General features: G+C 62.9%; 2 protein-coding genes. Both read right to left on the bottom strand.

The window, feature by feature from the left end:
- Positions 1–1,226 (bottom strand): phosphonoacetaldehyde dehydrogenase (gene phnY, locus ACX3P0_RS25150; RefSeq protein ID WP_459092934.1); only part of this gene is annotated, 1,226 nt, incomplete at its 3' end.
- Between the two features lie 18 nt (positions 1,227–1,244).
- Positions 1,245–2,507: a phosphonoacetate hydrolase gene (phnA, locus tag ACX3P0_RS25145; RefSeq protein ID WP_459092932.1), complete on the bottom strand. Its 1,263-nt coding sequence runs from the start codon at positions 2,505–2,507 to the stop codon at positions 1,245–1,247.
- Positions 2,508–2,509: the final 2 nt, after the last annotated feature.

The following is a 2,509-nucleotide window of genomic DNA, read 5'->3' as shown; positions in this document are numbered from 1 at the left end:
GAGTTCGACAGCTTGATCAACTCGTCGTCATTGTCCGGCGCACGCACGATCGGGATGATCGGCCCGAACGTTTCCTCCATGACAAGCTCGGACGAATGCGGCACGCGGTCGATGACGATGGGCGGCAGCAGCGCACCCTGGCGGCCGGGATTGTAGAGGATGTCGGCTCCCGCTTCCGCCGCCATGTGCACCCGGGCTTCGAACAGGGCGGCGGCCTTTTCGTGGACCACGGTGCCGAGATCGGTGGTGCGGTCCATCGGGTCGCCGAAGCGCAGCTTTTTGGCCCGCTCCAGCACCATCGGCACGAAGCGGTCGGCGATGCTTTCCTGCACCAGAATGCGCTTGACCGCCGTGCAGCGCTGGCCGGAATTCTTGGTCGCGCCGGCAACGGCGAGATCGGCAGCCTTCGCTAGATCGTCGTCCGACAAATCGTTGAGGATGATAAACGGGTCGTTGCCGCCAAGCTCCAGCACCTGGCGCTTGTAGCCAGCCTTGCCGGCGATCATCTTGCCCACCGGCACGCCGCCGGTGAAGGTGATCAGGTCGATGTTTTCGTTGGTGATCATCTCGTCGCCGATATCCTTCGGCCAGCCGGTGACGACCGACAGCATTTCCGGCGGCAGGCCGGCCTCGTAGAGAATGTCGGCCAGGATCAGCGCCGTCATCGGCGTCAGTTCGGTCGGCTTGACCACGATGCAGTTGTTGGTGGCGATGGCCGGCGCGACCTTGTGCGACACCATGTTGAGCGGATGGTTGAACGGCGTGATCGCCGAGATGGCGTTCAGCGGTTCGCGCGTCGTGAAGATCTTGCGCGCCTTGCCGTGCGGGGTGAGGTCGCAGGAGAAGATCTCGCCATCGTCCATGATGCACATCTGGCCGGTCAGCGTGAAGACGTCATAGGCGCGGCCGACCTCGTACAGCGAATCCTGCTTGGAGATGCCGAGTTCAAGCGTGACCAGATCGGAGATTTCCTCTTTGCGGGCGGCAAGCAGTTCGGCGGTCCTGAGCAGGATGCGCTGGCGCTCATAGCGCGTCAGTTTTGGCTGATAGGCGGCTGCAATGCGGAACGCCTCGCGTGCATGTTCCGCGCCGCCCGCCGGCACGGTGCCGATCACCGTGTCGTTCCAGGGATAGCGTACCTCGACGACGCCTTCGGCATCGACCTTTTTGCCGGCAATGCGCATCGGCTCGTGGCGGACTTTTATCGACGTTTCAGCTTTGGTCATGGCCATCACCTTTCAATTTCAGTTCGACGGCAGCGCCGCCGCCGTCACCGCGTAGAAGAACGCGTCGAAATTGCGCAAGCTCGGCGCATCCGGCTGGTCGGGCAGCACGCGGTTGGTGATGAACGGCACGCGCTGCTCGGTCAGGCCGCCATGCGAGCGCAGCGGCTCGTTCAGCGCCGCCAGGTCGTGGCGATGTTCGCTGGTGCCGATGGTCTTGTTCTCGGTCGAGATCATGACGATGTCGCCGATGCGGTCGGACGGCAGCTCAAAACGCTCGCAGGCGGTCGGATTATCGACCACCAGCATGATGCCTTCGACCTTGGCCAGCCGCGCCATGATGTCGGCCTGGTCCGCACCCTTCGGCAGATAGGCGGTGGCGAAAGACCCCAGCGCGCCGTGATGCACGACATAGGGATCGGTGATCGGCAGGATGACGCGGGCGGCATCCTTGCCCAGCCATTCGTCCAGAATGTCCTGCACATAGACGACGTCCGGCGAGCCGTCCTTATGATGCTTGGGCTTCATGCCGTGGTCGGCGGTGACAACGATAGCCGCCCCCAGCGCATCGAGTTCTGCCAGGTATTTGTCGAACATCTCGTAGAAGGCGTTCGCCTGTGGCACGCCCGGCGCATATTTGTGCTGCACATAGTCGGTCGTGGTCAGGTACATGACGTCCGGCTTGAACTCCTTCAAAAGCTGCACGCCGGCGGCGAAGACGAATTCCGACAGTTCGGCCGAATAGACTTCCGGCACGGCCAGTCCGAAATGTTTCGAGGCATTGTCGATGCCGTGTTCGGCGACCGTCGTGGTGTCGGACTTTTCCGCCGAGAAGCACAGCGCCCTGCCATCCTCGAACTTCAGGCCCTTGCCGAGCAGCGCGCGCAGCTTGTCCTTGGCGGTCACGACGGCGACCTTCGCGCCGGCGTCGTAAAAGGCGGAAAAGATGGTTGGCGCGCGCAGGAAGCGCGGGTCGTTCATCATCACTTCCTTGCCGGTCTCGCGCTCATAGAGATAGTTGCCGCAGATGCCGTGCACGGAAGGCGGGCGGCCGGTGGCGATCGACAGATTGTTCGGGTTGGTGAAGCTCGGGATGACCGAGTGGGCAAAGCGCACCGTGCCCTTCTGCTTGATCTTCACCAGCGCCGGCATCAGCCCCGCTTTTATCGCCTCATCCAGATAGGCCGGCTCGCAGCCGTCCAGGCAGATCGCAATCGCCGGAACGCGCGGCCAAGGATAATCCCGCCCATTGACGGAAACGGTGACGGGGGACATCTGATTCATGG

The sequence above is a fragment of the Mesorhizobium sp. A556 genome (genome assembly GCF_054489545.1).
The sequence above is the reverse complement of the archived record's forward strand: the minus strand, read 5'-3'. Positions and strand labels throughout refer to the sequence as shown.